The organism is Niabella aquatica (assembly GCF_054779315.1).
This window is the reverse complement of sequence record NZ_BAAGYM010000004.1, coordinates 72176-93538: the sequence shown is the minus strand read 5'-3', so window position 1 is coordinate 93538 and position 21363 is coordinate 72176. Positions and strand designations below refer to the sequence as shown.

13 protein-coding genes are annotated in these 21363 nt (G+C 46.8%); 11 read left to right on the top strand and 2 right to left on the bottom strand.

What is annotated here, in order from left to right; all coding sequences use genetic code 11:
* Window positions 1–79: 79 nt before the first annotated feature.
* Window positions 80–757 carry a tRNA (5-methylaminomethyl-2-thiouridine)(34)-methyltransferase MnmC2 gene (mnmC2, locus tag ACYVBM_RS04140; RefSeq protein WP_460684361.1) on the bottom strand — a complete coding sequence of 226 codons (678 nt, stop codon included), beginning with the start codon at window positions 755–757 and terminating at the stop codon, window positions 80–82.
* 131 nt (window positions 758–888) lie between these two features.
* On the opposite strand from mnmC2, the gene ACYVBM_RS04135 reads away from it, so the two are divergent.
* A complete protein-coding gene (locus ACYVBM_RS04135) occupies window positions 889–2037 on the top strand; it encodes an aldose epimerase family protein (protein ID WP_460684360.1) in 1149 nt (382 codons plus the stop codon).
* A 124-nt stretch (window positions 2038–2161) separates the two neighbouring features.
* Here the strand turns inward: ACYVBM_RS04135 and ACYVBM_RS04130 are convergent, their stop codons facing one another.
* The gene (locus ACYVBM_RS04130; RefSeq protein WP_460684359.1) at window positions 2162–3655 is read right to left on the bottom strand and encodes a hypothetical protein; all 1494 of its coding nucleotides are present in this window, start codon (window positions 3653–3655) and stop codon (window positions 2162–2164) included.
* Between the two features lie 301 nt (window positions 3656–3956).
* On the opposite strand from ACYVBM_RS04130, the gene ACYVBM_RS04125 reads away from it, so the two are divergent.
* The 10 genes from ACYVBM_RS04125 to ACYVBM_RS04080 all read left to right on the top strand — a co-directional run bounded on the left by ACYVBM_RS04125 (window position 3957) and on the right by ACYVBM_RS04080 (window position 21363).
* Window positions 3957–5570 carry an ADP-ribosylglycohydrolase family protein gene (locus ACYVBM_RS04125; protein ID WP_460684358.1) on the top strand — a complete coding sequence of 538 codons (1614 nt, stop codon included), beginning with the start codon at window positions 3957–3959 and terminating at the stop codon, window positions 5568–5570.
* A 53-nt stretch (window positions 5571–5623) separates the two neighbouring features.
* On the top strand, window positions 5624–7393 hold the full coding sequence (locus ACYVBM_RS04120; RefSeq protein WP_460684357.1) for an arylsulfatase: 1770 nt from the start codon (window positions 5624–5626) through the stop codon (window positions 7391–7393).
* A 219-nt stretch (window positions 7394–7612) separates the two neighbouring features.
* Entirely contained in the window at window positions 7613–8536 is a 924-nt protein-coding gene (rbsK, locus tag ACYVBM_RS04115) for a ribokinase (protein WP_460684356.1), read from the top strand.
* 426 nt (window positions 8537–8962) lie between these two features.
* Complete coding sequence (locus ACYVBM_RS04110; protein ID WP_460684355.1) at window positions 8963–9970, top strand: GRP family sugar transporter; 1008 nt, start codon at window positions 8963–8965, stop codon at window positions 9968–9970.
* Window positions 9971–10013: 43 nt separating this feature from the next.
* Window positions 10014–13112 carry a SusC/RagA family TonB-linked outer membrane protein gene (locus ACYVBM_RS04105; RefSeq protein WP_460684354.1) on the top strand — a complete coding sequence of 1033 codons (3099 nt, stop codon included), beginning with the start codon at window positions 10014–10016 and terminating at the stop codon, window positions 13110–13112.
* Between the two features lie 11 nt (window positions 13113–13123).
* Window positions 13124–14899 (top strand): RagB/SusD family nutrient uptake outer membrane protein, encoded by a 1776-nt coding sequence (locus tag ACYVBM_RS04100; protein WP_460684353.1) that lies wholly within the window; start codon window positions 13124–13126, stop codon window positions 14897–14899.
* A gap of 17 nt (window positions 14900–14916) precedes the next feature.
* Window positions 14917–16740 carry a DUF4838 domain-containing protein gene (locus tag ACYVBM_RS04095; RefSeq protein WP_460684352.1) on the top strand — a complete coding sequence of 608 codons (1824 nt, stop codon included), beginning with the start codon at window positions 14917–14919 and terminating at the stop codon, window positions 16738–16740.
* 11 nt (window positions 16741–16751) lie between these two features.
* Window positions 16752–18296 carry a hypothetical protein gene (locus ACYVBM_RS04090; RefSeq protein WP_460684351.1) on the top strand — a complete coding sequence of 515 codons (1545 nt, stop codon included), beginning with the start codon at window positions 16752–16754 and terminating at the stop codon, window positions 18294–18296.
* Window positions 18297–18301: 5 nt separating this feature from the next.
* Window positions 18302–19705 (top strand): hypothetical protein, encoded by a 1404-nt coding sequence (locus ACYVBM_RS04085; protein WP_460684350.1) that lies wholly within the window; start codon window positions 18302–18304, stop codon window positions 19703–19705.
* A 53-nt stretch (window positions 19706–19758) separates the two neighbouring features.
* Window positions 19759–21363 carry a sulfatase family protein gene (locus ACYVBM_RS04080; RefSeq protein WP_460684349.1) on the top strand — a complete coding sequence of 535 codons (1605 nt, stop codon included), beginning with the start codon at window positions 19759–19761 and terminating at the stop codon, window positions 21361–21363.

Here is a 21363-nt window from a genome sequence, read left to right as displayed (position 1 = left end):
TAATTGATTGTACCGTAGCGGGCTCCCGGCTTGCTGCGCCATTTATAAACTAATGACCGAAACAGATTGAACCCGGCAATCAAAAAGATTTGTTTGCCCGTATGATTTCTCTTTTACCAGGCGGACCTGGTAATTTTTCTATCAGGAAACCGGCCTGCATCAATGCCCGTCGAACCATGCTTTTAGAGCAATAAGTAACCAGTACACCGCCGGGATATAATGCATCATACATTTTCCGGTAGATGGCATCCGTCCACATTTCCTCCTGGTCGTCAGGAGCAAACGCATCAAAGTAAATAATATCATACTGCCGGTGAAAAGTATAGCTGTTTAAATCACTATGTATTTTTTGCAGTTTGAAAAACGGGGTAACAGGTAACAATTCATTCCAGGCAGCTTGCATCATAAACTTGTACAATACTGGTTCTTGTAATAAAACCGGATAATTGAGCTTTGTGTATATTGCTACAGGCAGCGGATGCCTGTCTATTGCATAATAAATCACTTCTCTTTGTTTTTGGTCAGCAATCATTGCAGTAAGCAAAGCATTAAGGCCGGTGCCCAATCCTACTTCAAAAATGGCTAAAGGTTGCTGCGACCCGGCCTGCTGTACAAAATATTCAAACCCTGATTTTATAAAAACATGCTGCGACTCCTGAACGGCTCCCCTACACGAATGAAAAGTTATATTTGTTCCTGCCAGTTTCAGGGTATGGCTGCCGTCGCCTGTTTCAATGATTTCATATTTTCTTATCATTTGCTCCGCTTTAATTAATTGAATATATTGCACTTCCTTTTTAAGTATCAAAAAGACAATTAAAAAGATTGTTTAGGCCAAAAATATCGGATAGCCTGATTATATTGACAATAACTTTAAAAATCATTTGAATGAAAAAGTATTTTTTTCTTTTCGCAACAGTGGCTGCGGTAACTGTTTTTTCATGTAATACCCAACCCAAAAACAATGCTGATGCAACAGCTCAAACCACAGAGGACAGCGGCTCTGTAAAGTTAGCTGACCAGGACGCTTTCAGCGACACATTAAATGGTAAAATGGTAAGCATCTTTTATTTAAGAAATAATGGTATAGAAGCATCAGTAACCAACTATGGTGGTCGCCTGGTAAACTTATTTGTACCGGATGCTAATGGGAAAATGACAGATGTGGTAGCAGGACCGGGTACATTTAAGGATATGTTTGAATCTAAAGACTATTTTGGCGCCATCATTGGCAGATACGGTAACAGGATCGGCGGCGGAAAATTTACATTAGACGGAGTAACATATAAGCTGCCTCAGAACAACGGCCCCAATACCCTCCACGGCGGCCCCGATGGCTTTCACAATGTGGTTTGGGACCCGGAGCAACTGAGTGACAGCGCTCTTCAGCTTACTTATTTGTCGAAAGACGGTGAAATGGGCTTTCCGGGCAACCTGAATGTGAAAGTGGTTTATACACTTACTGCAGATAAAGAAATTAAAATTGAGTACGAAGCTACAACTGATAAAACAACCGTTTGCAATCTTACCAACCATACATATTTCAACCTGAACGGAAGTGGCACAATCAACGATCATATTCTTCAGATCAATGCAGATGAATATACCCCTGTAGATGCCACACTGATCCCGCTGGGTAAAAATGAAACCGTGAAAGGAACTCCTTTCGACTTCACTGCTCCTACTGCCATTGGCGCCAGGGTAGACGAAAAGAATATCCAGTTGGAATACGGGAAAGGGTACGATCACAATTTTGTTGTCAGAGGCTCCGGGCAACGCAAAGCAGCCGAAGTAAAAGGCGATAAAAGCGGGATCATTATGGAAGTGATTTCCGGTGAGCCCGGAATACAGTTTTACGGGGGAAATTTTATGAACAGCCAAAAGAATATGAAAAACGGGAAAGACGATTTTCGTACTGCCTTTTGCCTGGAAACACAGCACTATCCAGATTCTCCTAACCAGCCCTCCTTCCCTTCTACCACTTTAAAACCCGGGGAAGTATATAAAACAGCAACTATTTACAGGTTTAGCAAATAAACCGGCTAAAAAACTTCATTCCAAAGCCCGCCACAAGCGGGCTTTGGAATGTCTGGTTTTTGTATAAAACGGCTTAGCGATAAAAATACCATATTGCAGGAAGCAATGAAAGATGCTCAAAAAGTCAGCGTACATGATCGCTTATCCACGCAATAAAATCAAAATACTTCAGTATCTGCCGTTCATAGCGATCCTTCGAAATGGCTTCCAGCGCCGGTGAAAGCTTTTTCAAAAAAGCAGTATTCACGTGGCGTGTCCTTGTTCCCGGATTATGGATGAGTGTTTTAATAATAGCAGTGGCTGTTTTGGAAAGCCCTGCTATTTTAGTCCACCTCCGGTAAGCCCGCACATCATAATCCAGGTAGGTCATATCCTTCAGCGTGTAATGGATGATCATATTGAGCAGGCGTATTGCTTTGTAGATGGGCTGTTGGGAAAAGTTGCTGTAATCATTCAATACACTAAAGAGGTATTTATGTGCCTTTTTATACATCTTCCGATGATAATACGCCAGGCTGCAATAAAAGCACAGCTCTGCCTGTTTTTCATCATTTACAATCTGGTAAGAACTAAAAACCGACTCCGGCAGCGCTTCAATAAATGCAACCGCCCTGTCATATTCCCCCTTGCCCAACATGGCAGCAAGGGTGTACACGGTAATCGTTTTATCAGTCAGCCCCCTGAAGTAGTCCGGCACTCCTTCGTTAGAGATCGCCCGTAATTTGTTTACATAATAAAACATTTCATCAAAATGCCGGATGCTCCTGAGGCTGTCTAAAACCCCGTCAAGAGAAGAGAAATAATCTACAGGCGGATGCCCGTGAAGCTGCGGGTGCTGCTCAAACAGGCGGTTCAGATCGTAAAAACAACGGACTGCAGAACTGTAATCACCCGTATAAATAAAGTAGAACGACTGGAAAAGCAGGTGCAGTTTCCTGGATTCAAATGTATTGCGGATCTTGCCTGTAACCAGGCTTACTTCGCTTAATAAAAGATCGTCCAGCTTCTTCCGGCTTTCCTCAGAAGCAGCTTTGCCCAAACGCATCAACCGGTATTGCAGCAGCTCATATAACGAGTAATGCTCTTCGATAGAGTGCATCATACGAAGCGTCTCCCGGGCCTTCATTTGCATATCAATAATATATTGATCGGTAGTGCCATAATACTGCTGCTCCGAAGCAAAATTCAGCTCTTCCCGCAGCGCTATATATTGTACCGGGTAGTTTTGCAGGCTTGCCGCTGTTTCCCTGATCTTCTTTAGCTCGCGGTAGCTCTCTTCCGGCAACGATCGCTCCTGTAAAATTTTAACCCGTAAAAGGCTATGCCACATTTTAAATTCCTGATCCTTTTCAATTTTGGTACGTATCAGCAAATCGGTGATCAGCTTGATAAGATACCGTGCCGTATGGTCTATTGAAGACTGGGGAAACTGTTTCTTAAAATCTGCTGCAATCGCATCCCGCTGGTCACTATTAGACAGTGTATTGGTGCAGATCAGGTTGAACAGGCCAATATACTCCGATTGGCTTTTGTGCTTTCCGGAAGATAATTTAAAAGATCTTTTTTCCGATGAGGATAAAGAGTTGATCAAGCGAATGACAGCAATATACGCAGACATGACACCGTTAAATTAGGATTGTAAAATTCACGACAATTATTAGACAATCAAATGAGTTATAATCAATTTATTAAGGAAGTGTGCGGGAAAATATATGCAAGTTGAATTTGCAATTTTAAGGAAAGTTAGGCTTTTTTTCAGATTTCAGCAGGGCTATTTTTGGGTGATACGATTGAGTTGTTTACAGGACCAGCGCCACAGCCAAAGTCAGGAAGCCATTGCAGTATATGCAGCGCCCACCGGACTGTTGAACCAGGTAGCTGGCGCATGCTCTAAAGTGACCTGCATTAAAAAACCTTGTATGAGTAAAAATACGGAAGAAAAAATCCTGGTTACCCCTGTATGGAGCAAAGCCTTGCTAGCGTTGCTGCTGTTGTTTCCCGGTTCGCTGTTTTCCCAGCAGGCGGCAGCTACATTTTCACTAAGCAACTATGAAAATAAAGTGCAGGCCATATGGTCGGCACAAATGATCGGCGCACTCATGGGGTTTCCCTTTGAGCATAAGGTAGCCAGCACACAAAAAATAGAGCAGTTCACATTAAAAACAGGCAGTATTCCTGTAGATGATGACTGGTATTATGAAATGGTGGCGATCCGGGCTTTTGAAAAGTATGGGATAGACATGCCTGTAGACGACCTGGGCAAACAATGGGTAGCGAACAGTGCCGGAACCTGGGGCTCCAGCGAGCAGGCCCTCGGTCTTCTTAAAAAAGGGGTCAGCGCAACATTAAGCGGTCACCCCAGGTACAATAAGCTTTGGTTCAGCATTGGCCCCCAGTTCAGCGCCGATGTATATGGAGCTTTGGCACCGGGTATGCCCAACGTTGCTGCCGCATTAGCAGCCAAATACGGACGTATAAACGGTTATGCGGAAGGCCTGGACGGAGGCGTTTTCATTGCCGGTATGATTAGCCTGGGTTTTAAAGAAAGCAATCCGCAGGATATTGTTCGCCAGGCAGCCCGCCTGATCGCTCCGCAATCACCCTACCGCCAATGCCTTGATCTGGTAATAGAGCAGGCTTCCCGCGGCAGCACTTTCCGGGATGTGGTAAATGCCGTAGAAGACCGGTGGCATATAGAATATCCTGCCACCAATAATGCCGTGGCAAACGGCGGCATCGTAGCAGCCTGTGTATGGTTCGGTAAAGGAGATTTTCTCACTACGGTTAATCTCGCTTTCCAGGCAGCCGATTTTACAGATGCCGATTGCAATGCCGCCAATGCCGGCGCCGTGGTGGCTGCGATGAAAGGGCTGGAAGGCATTCCGCAGCATTTACTGCAAACACTGGGCGATGTCATTGCCGGTGAAAAAATGGGCAGTCTTACGCTCACGCCCGCTGTACATGAAAGCCTGAAGGAGCTTTCGGGGCGCACTGCTGCAATCGGTAAAAAAATATTAATAAAGAACGGAGCCCGTATACACAATAACCAAATGGTCATTCCTTTTCAACCAATCCGCACCCGGGAACCGGAACTATTTACCCTTGCCGATCTTACCCGGTACTGGAACCCCGGCTGGAAGATGGAACGGGCCGGCTTTGGCGGTGCCGGCGGCGGAATGGGTGGTATTCGCGGCATGACGCACTTAAACGGCGATATACTGGCCACCTACCCGAGAGATGAAGTGAGGGGCCTGGTACTCACCCGGTCTGTTGCGCTGGGCGATGAAAAGCAATTGTTGCTGAACGTGGGGGCCGACAGCGCCCGCTACTGGGAGCTCAGTGTTTTTGTGAATAATGACCGGCTTGTAAGAAAAATAATTGCCGGCGTAGGTCCCGGCCAGACCTGGTATCCTGTTGAGGTGGACCTCACGCCCTATCGCAACCAGGCCGTTACCATCAGGTTGTATCAAAGAGTGTTAATGAAAGGAAAAGAGGCAGGAAATGCTTACTGGGAAAAGATCACGTTGCGCTAAATAGAGCTGATAAAATAATTAAACATTCATTCCGGGTTATTCAAATGGATCATATGAAAAAATGTATAACGCTCCTTATTGTATTGTTGAATTTGCAGGTCATTGGCTATGGTCAGGAATCAAAAAGACCCAATGTGATCATTGTGCTGTCTGATGACCAGGGGTATGGCGATTTTTCCTGCAACGGGAATCCGGTTCTTCAAACGCCGGCACTTGATCAGCTGGCAGGTGAAGGCCTCCGCTTTACTGATTTCCATGTATCGCCTTATTGTACGCCAACCCGGGGACAACTCTTATCCGGTATGGACGCGCTGCACAATAAAGCAGCAACGGTGGGCGCCGGCCGGAATACAATGCGGCATGATCTTGTAACGATGCCCGAAATATTCCGGCAAAACGGCTACCGTACCGGGATCTTTGGCAAATGGCATTTGGGAGATAACTATCCTGACCGGCCCATGGACCGGGGCTTTGAAAAAGCGGTCTGGATCAGGGGATGGGGATTGCTTTCAGAATCGGAATACGATAATGATTACTACCGTACCCGTTATATGGATGGGAACCAAACCATCCAGTCGGAAAAATACTGCACCGACCTGTGGTTTGATGAAGCCATGAAATGGATGGGAGAAATGTCAGATCAGCACAAGCCCTTTTTTGCTTATATACCCACAAACGCACCGCATGGCCCTTTTCATGCACCCAAAGAAGATTACCACTTTTATAAGGACAAGGTAGGCGATTCTTCTGCTGCCGCTTTTTTTGGTATGCTACGCAACATCGATAAGAATATGACCCGGTTGGATCAATGGCTTACCGGTAAGGGGTTAAAAGAAAATACCATTGTCATCTATATGAATGACAATGGTGGCACCGGGGGGGTGAATGTATACAATGCCGGTATGCGCGGCAAAAAAGGCGAAGTATATGAAGGAGGGCACCGTGCGGTTTGTTTTTTCAGATGGCCGGGAGGAAAAATGCGCGCGGCCAGAGCTATTGATGCCACTACGCAGGTGCAGGACCTGCTTCCAACCTTTATTGATCTGCTGAAATTGAAGGCGCCTGTACAGCCCAGGCCTTTTGATGGCGTAAGCCTGGTTCCGTTACTGAAACAAACGGCAGCGCTCAAAGACCGGATGTTTATAGTACAGTACGGGGGCAGCAGCCGGCCGGAAAAATATTTCAGCTGTGTTGCCTGGAACCAATGGAGACTGGTAGGTAATCATGAATTGTACAATATCAAATCGGATCCGGGGCAGCAACAGAATATAGCCAAAGAGCACCCCGCAAAGCTTCAGCAAATGCTTGCTTTTTACAATAAGTGGTGGGCGAACAATGAAAAAGAGCTGGACCGGTTTGTACCAGTGGTGATAGGTGCGCCGCAACAGGTATCCGCTGTGCTTACAGCAGATTTCTGGGAGAACGGGGATTATGTAAATACGCAATGGAAAGTAGCGCAGGCGCAGGGGCCGGCCAACGGCGGTATCTGGCATATAAAAGTGCAAAAGGAAGGACGGTACAAAGCCGAATTGAGCCGGTGGCCCTTTCATTTAAACCAGGCGCTTCAAACACCCGGCATTGCTAAAGCAGTGGGCGGCTCCTCCCTGCGCAGGGGTAAAAGCGTTGCAATAGAACAAGCGTGTTTATCGGTAAACGGAGCGGCACCTGTTACAGCATCCAAAGCAAGTAACCAGGCGGCACTGATCGAAATGACGGTAAAGCTTTCGGCCAAAGACAGCACGTTACGGGCATGGTTCCGGGATCATAATGGAACGGATGTTTGTGGTAGTTACTACCTGCGGCTTACCCCGGTAGCTGATTAATGCCGGGATTTTCAAAATTATATAAGAAAGCAAGCATGTAATTATATGATTATAATCTACTTATACTAATACTAAAAGCACAGCATGATCATTAGAATTTTCAAAAACAGGAAACTATGGTTTTTTATCAGCATAAAGTGGAGGTATTTTTAAATCAGTTTAATAACGATTGCACCCAAAACTAATCATCATTTATAAAACGATTGCGAAATCACTAATATGGAAAGAAAAAATATCATTGTTGTAGGATCTACGAATATGGATATGGTCGTAAAAACAAGCCATATCCCCGCACATGGAGAAACTGTTTTAGGGGGATCATTTTTTATGAACCCGGGGGGAAAAGGTGCCAACCAGGCAGTAGCAGTAGCCCGCCTGGGCGGAGATGCCGTTTTTGTTTCAAAAATGGGCAACGACGTTTTCGGGAAACAGTCCTTTCAATTATTTAACGAGGAAGGCATCAATACAAAATATATTATAGCTGATGACGAGCTTCCGTCGGGCGTAGCCCTCATTACAGTGGACGAAAGCGGCGAGAACAGCATTGTGGTTGCTCCCGGCGCTAATGCCAATTTACTTCCACAGGATATTGATCCGGCGATAACAGAAGGCCAGCATGCAGGGGTGATTCTTTTACAATTGGAAATTCCGATCAAAACAGTACAATATGCCGTGCAAAAGGCTTCTGCCAGCGGCATCACTGTTATCGTAAACCCTGCGCCGGCAGCAGCACTGGCACAGGAACTGCTTTCCCATATCGATATTATAACACCCAATTGCACCGAAGCTTCCCGTTTGTCCAATATTGACGTTACAAATATGGAGACAGCAAAGGAAGCTGCAATTGAGATCAAAAAGCTGGGTGTAAAAAATGTAGTCATTACCATGGGATCATTGGGCGCGCTGGTGCTGGAAGATGAGGTTTTTACGATTGTGCCCGCCATAAAGGTGCAGGCAATAGATACCACTGCTGCGGGGGATGTATTTAACGGGGCATTGGCTGTTGCGTTATCAGAGAAAAAGGACCTGGTAAAAGCGGTATCATTTGCCTGCGAAGCGGCCGCCATTTCGGTTACCAAGCTGGGGGCGCAATCTTCCATTCCTTACCGAAGCGAGGTCATTGCACTGTCCTGTTCGTTCTGACCGGGTACTGTTTTGCCTGCGATTGCTGCCGGTAAAGATGAGCCGTTGCATGTTAAAGGAAAATGGTAAAGCAACTTTATCGGGCGCATGGTCGCTGAACGGCGGGGTACACTCAAATAACTGCATGTTGGGGAAGGGGTAATTGAAAGAGATTTTAAACGATTGATGATGTAGTCAATCATATAGTCTATTTGTTTGGTAGACTAATAAAAATATTTTAAACTTGCGCTTTTATATGAAACGATCCATCTACAACAGCAATTACAATCTTACACAAGAACAACGTTTTTGTTGCTTCAATTTTTGTCTCGCTGTCTGTTGTTGCATTTAATAACAGTTTCCTTACCAAAAGCGGATTTTTTTGTTAGTGCCATTTATGTCATACCATACTGGTGAAGTATATTATTCATTCTAAAAGAACCTGTTATGTTTATTGTAGAAAATTACTCCCTGGCGATAGCGTTTTGTTTGATCACCATGCTTTGCTGGGGCTCCTGGGCCAATACCCAAAAATTAGTTACCGGGAAATGGCGTTTTGAGTTATTTTACTGGGATTATGTTATAGGTATTTTAATACTATCCCTCATAGCGGCTTTAACCTTAGGTAGCACCGGGGAGCAGGGACGCCCGTTTGCAGAAGATTTACAACAGGCCAGCACAGCCCATATCGGGAGTGCCTTCCTGGGAGGTATTGTTTTCAACCTGGCCAATATTTTGCTGACCGCGGCCATTGCAATTGCAGGAATGGCGGTGGCATTCCCTATCGGCATCGGGATTGCCTTAATACTCGGTGTGCTGATTAACTATTGGGCCGTGCAAAAGGGTTCGCCTGCTTTACTGTTTTCCGGGGTAATACTGGTAACCATCGCCATTATCCTTAATGCCATTGCCTATAAAAAAACAACGGCAAAAGAGGGTCAGGCGAAACCCGCTGCAAAAGGCATCATTTTATCCATAACGGCAGGTATTTTAATGTCGTTTTTCTATCGCTTTATAGCAGCAGCAATGGACGTGAACAACTTTGTAAACCCCGAGGCACAAAAAATGACGCCCTACACTGCATTTTTTATTTTCGCTTTAGGAATCTTTGCCAGCAACTTTATTTTCAACACGATTTTAATGAAACGCCCGCTTGAGGGAACGCCCATATCCTATACGTCCTATTTTAAGGGGAAGCTCAGCCTGCATCTGGTAGGTATTCTTGGCGGAATAATATGGGGGATCGGGAACATTTTTAATCTGATAGCAGCCGGGAAAGCAGGGCCGGCCATTTCATATGGGCTTGGGCAGGGCGCTACCCTGGTAGCCGCCATTTGGGGGGTAGCCGTTTGGAAAGAATTCAAAGGCAGTTCAAAGCTCGTTTCACAACTGCTTGCCGCCATGTTCCTGTTGTTCATCGCCGGTCTCATGCTCATTATTGCCGCCGGGGAATAGCAACAGCATCTCTTAAAACACATACAATCAAAATCAAACGATCATGAAAAGAAATATTTTTCTGCTGTTCGTCATGTCCATTTTTTGCTTCATATCCGGAAACGCACAAACCGTAGTAAGGGGTAAGATCACGGATGTATCCACCAATCAGCCACTCGCAGGCGCTACCGTTAGCCAGGTGGGAGCCGCTTCTCAAACCACAGCTGATGAGGGCGGGTTTTATACCATCCGGGTCTCTTCCGATACATCGAGCCTGTTATTTACGTACACGGGCTACCAGTCGCAACAGGTACAGCTGTCAGGCAGGAAACAGGTAGATGTGGGATTAATGCAGGGCGATGCCGCTTTGGGCGAAGTAGTGGTAGTGGGTTATGGATCTCAAAAGAAAATAAACTTAACCGGAGCCGTTTCAACCGTTCAGTCGAAAGACCTGGTAAAAGTACCCTCGTCCAATGTATCCGAAGTATTGATCGGGAAAGCGCCCGGCCTGTTCACCAAGCAAAGTCAGGGGGTGCCGGGGAATGATTATGCCAATCTCAGTATCCGTGGTTACGATGCGCCATTGATCCTGGTAGATGGAATCGAAACTTCCTGGACGCGCATGGATCCGAATGAAATAGAATCGATAAGTGTATTAAAAGATGCGGCGGCGGCGGTTTATGGGGCCCGTGCCGGGAACGGCGTAGTGCTGATCACTACTAAAAGAGGAAAATCCGGTAAGCCCACCATTGCCTACAACGGCAGCTATAGTACCCAGCAACCCACCGTTGTACCCAAATTTGTACCTTCCTGGCAATGGGCCGAACTGTTAAGAGAAGGCGAATTAAACAGCTCATTACCCTTTACCTATTCTGAAGAAGAGATCCAGAAATTTAAAGACGGAACAGATCCCGATTACCCGAACGCAAACTGGTACAAAGCAGCATTCAAAAGCTGGGCCCCCATGCACTCCCATTCTGCTACGGTTAGCGGGGGCAGTGATAAAATCAAGTATTTTATGACAGCCGGCTACCTGGACCAGGCGAGTGTATACCGGTCCGGAGACCTGAGCTTTAAAAGATACAATGTGCGTTCTAATATAGATGCCCAGATCACGAATCGGCTGGGGATATCGCTGGATCTGTCTTACAGAAACGAGCTGCGCCTGGCGCCGCAAACAGATCTGGTAGATACATGGACCAACCTTAAAACCGCGGTGCCGGTATATAATGCTACTTTACCCGATCCTTCCAAAGGTGGCGCTTACTCCGGATTCCTGGAAAGAAGCCCCGTGGCCCAAACCATCCGGGAAATGACCGGATTCAACGATAATCTTCAGCGCTATTTTACGGGGCGGCTCAGTATGAATTATAAAATACCGGGTATCACCGGCCTCGTTGCCAATGCCGCTTTAAACTACGCCATGAATTACCAGTATACAAAGATCCTGGACCGGCCATTCAAAATATACAGTTACAACTATGCAACCGGTGAATACCAGGACAAAGGCACCAATGGCGCTAATTCGCTGAACGAAAGCTTTTCTCAATACACGCAGATCTACCCGATGGTTTCGCTGAACTACGACCGCAATTTTGGCAACCACGACATTAAGGGATTATTGCTCGCTGAAGGGATTGATACGCGCAATACCGCTTTATCGGCAGGAAGGGTAAACCTTTTGTCTGTTGAAATTCCCTACCTGTTTGCCGGGTCCAGCGAGAACATCACTAACAACGGCAATGCGGTTGAAACCGGCCGTGTAAGCTATGTAGGCCGCCTTAATTATGCCTATAAAGCCAAATACCTCCTGGAAGGTACCTTCCGCTACGATGCCAGCCATAAATTTGCCCCGGGCTCAAGATGGGGATTCTTTCCCAGCGTTTCGGCTGCCTGGAGGCTATCGGAAGAACCCTTTATAAAAGACAATATTTCCTGGATCAACAATTTAAAAATAAGGGGATCGTACAGCAGAACCGGTAATGACAATGTAGATGCCTTTAAATACCTGACCGGTTACGAGATCCTGAGGGCATTAACAAGCGTATACCTGTTTGGTTCAGATGTATACCAGCAAATACGCTCCACAGGGCTGCCCAACCCGGATATTACCTGGCTTACCATGACAGGGTACAACCTGGGGCTGGAAGGCTCTTTCAAAAATGGCCTGATCGGATTCGAGCTGGATGCCTTTTACCGCATCACTGATAACGTTTTCGGAGAGCCGCTGGAGAATTACCCTTCCACCTTTGGAGCTACCCTGCCCCAATTAAACATTAATTCTACATCTGACAGAGGTATAGAATTTTCCTTAAACCATCGCAACAAAATAGGCAGCGACTTCTATTACAGCCTGGCGGGCACCGTAAGCCTGGCTCGACAGCGGTACCGCAAATGGTCCGAGCCTTTGTATGAAGATGCTGATGAAATAAGGATCTACAAAAAAACAGGCAACCTTACCAACAGGTGGTTCGGCTATCGCTCAGACGGCATTTTTATGAGCCAGGAGGAAATTGACAGCTATGATGTCAACCAGGACCAGGCAGGAAATAAGACCTTAATACCTGGTGATATACGATATAAGGATCTGAACGGCGATAAGATCCTCGACTGGAGAGACCAGGATGTGATCGGCGCTGCATCGTTCCCCGACTTAACATATGGGCTGAACATACAATTGGAATACAAAGGAGTGAGCCTGACAGCATTATTCCAGGGGGCCTCTTTATACAACTATATGATTTCGGATATACAAAGAAGCCCCTTGGCCAACCTCAGCAACGCATATGATTTTCATTACAAATACCGGTGGCAGCCCGACCCCGATAACCCGGGTGTCAACATCAACCCGGATGCCAAACTGCCCGCCATACTTGGATCGGGTGTAGGCTCTAATACCAACAACAACAGGGCTTCTGACTTTTGGTTAAAAGACGGCACCTACTTACGCCTGCGCAACCTGAATATCAATTATACGATTCCCTACAACTGGATCCGGAAGATAGGCATACAGGAAATGAATGTTTTCGCTGCAGGCAGCAACCTCATTACCTGGAGCCGGTTAGGCATCTATAAAAAGTCGCTGGATCCCGAAGCAACAGATACACAGAAATTCTATCCCCCGGTAAAGGTCATATCCTTCGGGTTAAATTTTAAATTATAAATGCCAGGGCCATGAAAAGAAATATAAACATACACATACCGGTGAAAAGTATAAAAATTTTAATGGTGATGCTGCTCATCAGCAATGCTGGATGCCGCAGGTTTTTGGATAAGCAGCCTTTAGATGTCATTTCAGACGCTGTAGTTTGGCAAGACCCCGCATTGGTAGACGCGTACCTGGCCAACCTCTATGCAAGGGTAGACTTTATTGAGCTGAGAGGAAACACAGATGAGCAGACCTCTTTTGCCATGGTCGCTTCGATGGGAGGTGAAGGGCGTACCCACGGCACGCACCAGCAGTCTTATGCCGCATCAACCAATGTGCTCACCTCTTCCGGAGTGGTTTCTGAACTGGATTACTGGAAGTATTCAAATATCAGGGATTGTAACTACTTTATTCAAAAGATTACACAATCGCCATTAGATGCCGACCTCATCAAGCAGCGGATTGCAGAAGTGCGCTTTTTAAGAGCGTATATGTATTTTGAAACGGTGATCCGGTTTGGCGGGGTACCCATTATTACAAAACCCCAGGAAATAGATGCACCAAGAGAAGAAATATTTGTGCCCCGCAATTCAGAAAAAGAAGTCTATGATTTTATACTTTCGGAAACGGATGACCTCACCAAAGACCTTCCTTCCCAGTATGGGGATAAAGATAAAGGCCGGCCCAGCAGGTGGGCGGCTTATGCATTGCGCAGCCGGGCGGCTTTATACGCGGCCAGCATTGCCAAAAATGGCCAGCAGCAATTGAACGGCCTTTTAGGTTTTCCGAAATCAGATATGGAGCATTATGCACGGATCAGCTATGATGCTTCAAAAGCAATCCTGAATAATGGTATTCACTCGCTTTATAAAAAATATGCCGATCCGGCATCCAATTTCCAGAACCTGTTCCTCGATGAGTCGGCCGACAATAAGGAAGTGATCATGGCAGAAGTATATAATTACAGTAAGAACCGGGCGCATGCCTTTACGCTGCGCTCCATGCCGCATGATTTTAACGGTACCTGGGCTTCTATGTGGTACTTATACGACTTTGTGGAACTTTTCGAATTTGCAGATGGCCGCCCGGGAACTTCGGTTACACGCAGCCAGCTTACCAGCCAGGAATGGGATATGAATAATTTATTTGGCAACCGCGATGCCCGCTTCCGGGCTTCGGTATTTTACCCCGGAAGCCCCTGGCAGGGAGGTCATACCCTGTTTCACTCAAGCACCATCAGAGATGGGAAAACCTATACAGCAGGTACCGCAGAAGATGGCTGGCCTTACAAAGCCATCGACAGAAATACACAACGCACCGGGCTCATGGTGCGTAAGCGTTGTAACGAAGCCATGAAGCCGGAGCCCGTTATTGCTGATGAAACCGATTATATTATTTTCAGGTTGGGTGAAACCTATTTAAACCTTGCGGAAGCCGCTTTTTATCTTGGCTTTACCGATGAAGCGCTGACCACATTGAATGCATTACGGGCAAGGGCAGACATGCCTCCCAAAGCCGCGATCACCGAACAGGTCATACAAAATGAACGGCTGGTAGAGCTGAGCTGGGAAAATCACAGCTATTGGGATTTGCGCCGCTGGCGGACTGCTAAAGCATGGCTCGATGGAAAGCGGATGAGAGGATTGCAGTATGCATACAACTACAATACCAGGAAGTATAAGATAACGCTGATCAATGCCGAAGGTGTTGCCCGCACATTTATGGACCGGAATTATTACCTGCCGCTGGGAGTAGGCAGGGTATCGGAAAATCCCAATTTTGTTGAAAACCCGGATTACTAACAGCCACAAAATGTAAGATGCTGAACAGATTGCGCTGCATACTATTAATGGCCGGTATTGCGTTTTGCAATACATTGTGCGCCTCAGCTCCTGATACGGCACAGCTGGCATCGGCAGGTAAAGCGCTGTACCGTATTTACCTCGATGGCCCTACAACTCCGGGGATGCAGTTCGCCGGTGCAGCATTAAAAAAATACCTGGATCAGATCAGCGGCGCCCGTTTCAGTATGGCTCCTGTTTCGGGAAGCCGCACGATTGTGCTTTCTGCTTCCGAAAAATGGCTTTCGGATAAGCCTGAGAACAGCTACAGGATCTCAAAAGACGGAGCAAAAATATACCTTTCAGCCGCCAGCGAAACGGCTGTGCTGTATGCCGTGTATGATTTCCTTGCGCAGCTTGGCTGCCGCTGGGCAGCACCTGCCTTCGGTTTCTACAATGGTACCCATGAGTATGTACCCCGCAATACTGCGCTGGTATATACGCATGTAAAAAACAACCTGCAGTCCCCGGTCTTTAAATACAGGAAGCTGTATATAGAGGAAGGGCTTTCCCACACCAGCACCAATCTGCTGCAGCTGATAGAATGGATGCCAAAAGTGCGGTTCAACATTTTAGTGGCGCCGATGAACTACCAGGGGCATGGAAAAGTAAAGTGGGACAACTGGAGGGAACAATTAGTGCCGGAATTAAGGAGAAGAGGCATTCAGGTGGAGGTGGGGGGCCACGGCTATCAAAACTTCCTGAATGCGGAGATGGAGTCCGGAACATTGTTCTCGCAGCACCCCGAATGGTTTGGCATGAACGAAAACGGAGAACGGTCGCCGGATAAAAAATGGGTATGCTGTACCTCGAATCCCCAGGCGGTAGCGTATGTGCATAACAACATACTGGCTTACCTGAAAGCCAGACCCGAGATTGATATTTTTGATTTCTGGCCACCCGATGGCGAAGCATGGTGCCACTGCAGCAAATGTACAGCGCTGGGGGCTGCATCTACAAGACATGCGCTTTTCGTAAACCAGACTGCACGGTTTTTAAAAAAGCATTTGCCGCATGTAAAGCTGGAATGCCTGGCGTATAGCCATTATACCGCGCCTCCGGATACGGTGGTGCTCGACCCGGATATCCTGGTAGACTTCTGCCCCATCCGGCAAAATTTTGACTACCAGATCTACGAGCCGGAAGCCGAAAACAACCGGTTCTATAAGGATCACCTGGAAGCATGGAGCAATGCTTTCAGGGGGGAGATCAGCCTGTATTCTTATTATAGAAGATACGCCTGGCGCAGCCTCCCCATGATGCTCCCGCATTACATACAAAATGATCTCCGGTATTATAAGCAACGAGGGCTTAGCGGCGTCTCCGTTTACAGCGAACCGGGCGATTGGTTCACATATGGCCTCAACCACTATGTACTAAGCGGGTTGGCCTGGAATCCGGATGTAAATGTAGACAGCCTGGTTCAGCTTTACAGTGCTGTCATTTATGGCGCTGCCGCAGAAACGGCAGTAGCAGCCTATCGTGCGTTAGAAGAAACGGTACGTTTTGCCTGCTTTGTTCCTTATTCCGTACCGAAACAGCCATCGTTTTATGAATCCCATTTTACCAGGTTACTGCGATCCCGGGATCAGTTGAATCAGGCAGCTAAAGCATTTAAGCCGGGGTCCATCGAAAACGAGCATTTAAACCGTTTGGATTTAATGTTTCAATATGCCCTTCACAGCATCCAAAGACAGCAATTCACCGTTGCGGGTGAAGATCAGAAAGCAAAAGAACAAATTGAAAAAATACGCGAGGTTGCTCTTACAGGCAGCAGCGGCGGTGTATTTATTCCTCGTTAAAGATAAGTACTATGAAGGCAAAATGCTATATATTATGCTTATTCCCCTTATTAATGCTGGGGCTTATTACCGGATCACCGGGGTGTAAAAAAAACAACACGAGCGGAGCGCAGCCGGAGCCGCCGCCGGCAGAAACCCCGGAAGATCATTATCCCGGTGTTCCGCAATCGGGAATATATGAGGTTCGTATTGTCCGGAACGGCAAAGCCGAAAAGCTGGCGGTATTTGAAAACAATTGCCCCGTTTACGCTCCGGGATACATGAACATGCAGGAGAACGACAAATTCCCATTAGAGATATTCGCCGGCAGGAGCATCCACTGGACCAAATTTTCTTTTTCCGGCAGTATTACGGTTGAAGTAAAAGTGCTCAATAAAAATAAAGTTCCTTTAACCGGCGCTGTTCGTATTTTGCCGTCCAGGCATAATGTATCATCAGTAAGAGATGGTGATGTGATACGCTTTACCTTGAATAACCCGGGTCAGTTTTCTGTAGAGATTGGTGAGAACGGGTATAAAAATGGCCTGATCATTTTTGCTGATCCTCCGGAGACAAACGCCCCTTCCCGTCAGCAAAGCGGATATGCTGTATTGAATAATGCTACAGCTGCCACGGTAGCCGCTGTAGCTTCCTCCAGTTCCGGAATTTATTTTAGCAATGGCGTGCACAATATTGGCGTATACAAAGTGCCATCGCATATTAAGAATATTTATTTTGAAGAAGGGGCCTGGGTGTATGGCGCATTGATCATGGATGGTAACCCCGATGTAAAGATATTTGGGAGAGGTGTGCTCTCATCAGGAAAGCTCAACTACCGGCAATCCCATTGCATCGAAGCCATTAACCAAAGCAATAATATCCAGATCGAGGGTATTGTGGTAGCTGATCCTAAATATTTTGCTGTGAGGTTAATTGGCCAGAACAATAAAGTAAGCTGGACCAAAGTAATCGGCGGATGGGTCTACAACTGCGATGGTATTGCTGCATTTGCCGGCTCTACAGTAACCCATTGCTTCATCTGGGCGAATGATGATGCTATAAAAATTTACCGGGATAACATTAGCTGGTCCGATTGCGTGATATGGCAGCTGAATAACGGCGGCGTTATACAAATGGCCTGGGGCGGATCGAATGCTGCAAATGTAACCGTAAGCCGGGTAGATGTGCTACGCGCAGAATGGAACAAGCCCGGGTTTAACAGGGGCGTTATCAATTGCGTGGGGAACCGCTACCAGGAGCCGGGCAAATCCGGCGAGCAGCGAAACTGGCTGGTAGAAGACCTGGTTACCGAAAACCCGGTTCCCATTGTTTTTAATATTTCGCCGGATAGCTTCAGCCCGAATCCCATTCATGGCCTTACACTCAGGAACTGGAATGTAAAAATGACGATGGGTACAGAATTTAAAAACAGCATTGTGGGCAATGATCCTGCCGAGTATTTCGACGGGTTTGTGTGGGATAATGTGGTATTTAACGGCGCCAGGCTTACGTCGTCCAATTGGCTGCAAACAACAGGCCTTACTGTACAAAATCTTGTAACCCCCGTGTTTAAATAATAACTATGATATATCACGTATTATATGATTTTATACAAAAGAATTTAATGCTGATGGCCTGCATGCTGGTGGCCTGCTCTACGCATGAAGCGGCGCGTTATGAGACAATGCATACGGCCGGTGTTTATTATGTGGATGCTGAAAGCGGCAACGATGCGGCTGCAGGCACAACGGCACAAACAGCATGGAAATCTTTAAGCAAGCTGCAAACGATCCAATTGGTTCCGGGTGATACCATTAAATTTAAAAAAGGGTCATCCTTTACCGGGCCGTTATTCATCAACCAATCAGGAACGGAGCAACAGCCCATCGTGCTTACAGCGTACGGCACGGGAACTACCGCTCCTTCCTTCACCAACCCGGTATTTGCCCAGGACAATTTTGGTAACTGCATCCGTATAAAAGGCAGCTATGTGATCGTGGAAAACCTGTTCTTTCATCAAACCGCTGCCCATAAGCCCGGCAATTATAAAACGGACGGGGGATGGGATGTTTGGGAAATGGGGGCTGTTTACTTAGATAAAACAGCCAAATACTGTATTGTGCGGAATAACGAAATTGAAGATTGCGTGGTAGGGATAAAAAGCTATGGGCCTTATGCCATCATCGAAAACAATGATATACATGATTGCAACCGGGTGCTTAAACAATGGGGCTGGGGACCCATCGGAATATGGTTGGGGGCCGATCACCAGGAAGCGCGGTTCAACCGGATCGTTAATTATCGCGCAGAAGATCCCAATATACGCTGGGAAGGTGGCACAGGTGGCGGAGCAGACGGAGGTGCTTTCGAAGTAGATGATGCGCGCTATGATAAATCAGACATACATATCCATCATAACTATACAAAAGACTGTCAGGGTTTTCTTGAAGTCACCTGGACAGATGTAAAGCAGCACCCGGATTACCGGGACTTCCGGATACATCACAATATCAGCGACGACTACCAGCAATTTACCGCGATCTGGCAGGGTGCCCATTTCAGCATTGATCACAATACGATCATCCGGAGAAAAGTAAATGCAAATGATTGGGGTGTCTTCAACATCACGGAAAATAATTCAAAAAATAAGATCCGGAACAATATCATCATTACAGAAAAAGACATTCCGGTTTTCAATACGGGCTTGCAGGGCACACATACGCCCAATAATATAATCAGCCATAATCTATATTATGCGGCATCCGGAAAGCTTGTAATGGGAAAAGAGGGCCCCGGCACAGCGGCAGTTTACGGAGATCCGGCGCTTAAAGAATATATAATGGCCCGTATTCCTGATCATTTCGACTTAAAAGAGAACAGCGTAGCTATTGATAAGGCAATGAACCTGGGATATACAAGCGATTTTAAAAACGCCCGCATACCTGTGGGAGCAATGCCGGATATAGGGGCGTTTGAAAAAGAATAATCCTGCTAATGATATCCAATTACAAAACCATTAGAGGCTATAAAAAACGATTTATGAAACGGATCTGTATTTTAAAAATGACGCTCCTCCTTTTGTTGCCGCTTTTAAAAGCAGCCGGGCAGCAGCATCCCAATATCGTGATCATAATGGCCGATGACCTGGGATATGGTGATTTCAGCAGTTACGGTGCATCTAAAATAAAAACGCCTGCTATTGATGCGCTTGCTGCCGCTGGTATGCGTTTTACGGATGCACATACGGCATCGTCTTTATGCTCGCCTTCCCGCTACAGCATCATGACCGGGCGTTACTCCTGGCGTACGTCGCTCAAATCGGGGGTGCTTACCTGGTTTGCACAGCCGCTTATAGAGCCGGGGCGCACCACGCTTGCCGCGCTTTTAAAAAGAAATGGCTACTACACGGCCTGTATCGGCAAATGGCACCTTGGCTTTAACTGGCCGCTGAAAGACACGGTTATAGAAGACCCTCAGCAAACGGTATTTAATTCATGGGAACGGACCACCCAGGCGTATATCGATTTTTCCAGGCCGGTTACCGGTGGACCGCTCGAAAAGGGATTCGACTATTATTTCGGCATTTCGGCTTCCAATAATATGCTTCCTTTTACATTTATTGAAAACGATCATGTGCTGTCTGCCCCTGTTGTTCCCAGGACCTATGTATACGATACAGACCAGCCAATTGCCAAAGCGCCGGAATGGGACCTCGAAAAAATGGACCAGGTGCTTACCGCAAAAGCGGTAGGCGTTATTGATCATCATTTTTCTCAAAAAACAAAAACGCCTTTATTCCTTTATTTTCCTACCAGCGCCATTCACCGTCCCTGCCTGCCTACGTTCACCAAAGGTAAAAGCGGGGCCGGTTTGAGAGGCGACATGGTGCTTGAATTTGATTGGGTAGTGGATGAAGTAGTAAAAGCTTTAAAGCGGAACAAGGCATTTGACAACACACTGCTGATCATTACTTCGGATAACGGAGCAGTGCCGGGAGATGCAGTGGTGCCGCTGGAGCGCTACCGCAGTGACTGGGGAGACAAATATTATCTGCCTTATTTCAACAATTATCAGCCGCATTATCAGAACCCGGAGGGACGAGGCGCCACCCAAAAGGGATGGCTTACCTATGATCATGCGTCGGCAGGGCCTTACAGGGGCTTTAAATCCGATGCCTGGGAAGGCGGGCACAGGGTACCTTTAATCATGCACTGGTCAAAAAATATTAAAGCCGGAACCGTTAATAGCCATATGGTATGTAATACCGACCTGATGGCAACGGTAGCCGACATCATCAAAAGTCCCTTAAAGTCGGGTGAAGGCGAAGACAGTTACAGTTATCTTTCGGCCATACTGGACCCGGCTGCCAAACAGGCACGCACTTCGATGGTGTTGGCCGCAGGAGGAAGCGGCGCCTATATTGTCCGGCAGGGAAGCTGGAAGTATATTGAAGGCGGAAATGCAGCCTGGGGGCAAACCTTTTACGCCGGGGGCCCTTTTACAAAAGATTTTCAGCTATACGACCTGGAGCGGGACCCGGCAGAGAACGAAAACCTTTTCACGCGCCGTCCTGAAAAAGTAGCGCTCCTGAAAAACATCCTCCAAAAAGCGCAAACAACGGATCACAGTGAACGGAATCCATAA

Excerpts from the sequence above, each read along its gene's own strand:
- ACYVBM_RS04085 (WP_460684350.1), top strand. The coding sequence starts at position 18,302 with ATGATATATCACGTATTATATGATTTTATACAAAAGAATTTAATGCTG.
- ACYVBM_RS04130 (WP_460684359.1), bottom strand. The coding sequence starts at position 3,655 with ATGTCTGCGTATATTGCTGTCATTCGCTTGATCAACTCTTTATCCTCA.
- ACYVBM_RS04135 (WP_460684360.1), top strand. The coding sequence starts at position 889 with ATGAAAAAGTATTTTTTTCTTTTCGCAACAGTGGCTGCGGTAACTGTT.
- ACYVBM_RS04100 (WP_460684353.1), top strand. The coding sequence starts at position 13,124 with ATGAAAAGAAATATAAACATACACATACCGGTGAAAAGTATAAAAATT.
- ACYVBM_RS04120 (WP_460684357.1), top strand. The coding sequence starts at position 5,624 with ATGAAAAAATGTATAACGCTCCTTATTGTATTGTTGAATTTGCAGGTC.
- ACYVBM_RS04125 (WP_460684358.1), top strand. The coding sequence starts at position 3,957 with ATGAGTAAAAATACGGAAGAAAAAATCCTGGTTACCCCTGTATGGAGC.
- rbsK (WP_460684356.1), top strand. The coding sequence starts at position 7,613 with ATGGAAAGAAAAAATATCATTGTTGTAGGATCTACGAATATGGATATG.
- ACYVBM_RS04090 (WP_460684351.1), top strand. The coding sequence starts at position 16,752 with ATGAAGGCAAAATGCTATATATTATGCTTATTCCCCTTATTAATGCTG.
- ACYVBM_RS04080 (WP_460684349.1), top strand. The coding sequence starts at position 19,759 with ATGAAACGGATCTGTATTTTAAAAATGACGCTCCTCCTTTTGTTGCCG.
- ACYVBM_RS04105 (WP_460684354.1), top strand. The coding sequence starts at position 10,014 with ATGAAAAGAAATATTTTTCTGCTGTTCGTCATGTCCATTTTTTGCTTC.
- ACYVBM_RS04095 (WP_460684352.1), top strand. The coding sequence starts at position 14,917 with ATGCTGAACAGATTGCGCTGCATACTATTAATGGCCGGTATTGCGTTT.
- ACYVBM_RS04110 (WP_460684355.1), top strand. The coding sequence starts at position 8,963 with ATGTTTATTGTAGAAAATTACTCCCTGGCGATAGCGTTTTGTTTGATC.
- mnmC2 (WP_460684361.1), bottom strand. The coding sequence starts at position 757 with ATGATAAGAAAATATGAAATCATTGAAACAGGCGACGGCAGCCATACC.